Origin of the sequence: Streptomyces sp. NRRL WC-3626 (genome assembly GCF_000718785.1) — a bacterium.
GTDB classification, from domain to species: Bacteria; Actinomycetota; Actinomycetes; order Streptomycetales; family Streptomycetaceae; genus Streptomyces; species Streptomyces edwardsiae.
Window position 1 is genome coordinate 1 of the sequence record NZ_JOCA01000075.1, and the last position, 280, is coordinate 280.

1 protein-coding gene is annotated in these 280 nt (G+C 66.8%); it reads left to right on the forward strand.

Going from position 1 to position 280, the window contains the following annotated elements; all coding sequences use genetic code 11:
- The coding region (locus tag IF28_RS0135880) for a thiamine pyrophosphate-dependent enzyme (protein WP_030229657.1) at positions 1-280 on the forward strand (280 nt) is incomplete at both ends.

Consider the following 280-nt stretch of genomic DNA (forward strand, 5'->3'; position numbering starts at 1 on the left):
CGCCCTCTCCATCGGCGGCAACCACCTCATCCACGCCCTGCGCCGCAACGTCAACCTCAAGATCCTCCTCTTCAACAACCGCATCTACGGCCTCACCAAGGGCCAGTACTCCCCCACCTCCGAGGTCGGCAAGATCACCAAATCCACGCCGATGGGCTCCCTCGACGCCCCCTTCAACCCGGTCTCCCTCGCCATCGGCGCCGAAGCCTCCTTCGTCGCCCGCACCGTCGACTCCGACCGCAAACACCTCACCGAGGTCCTGCGCCAGGCCGCCGACCAC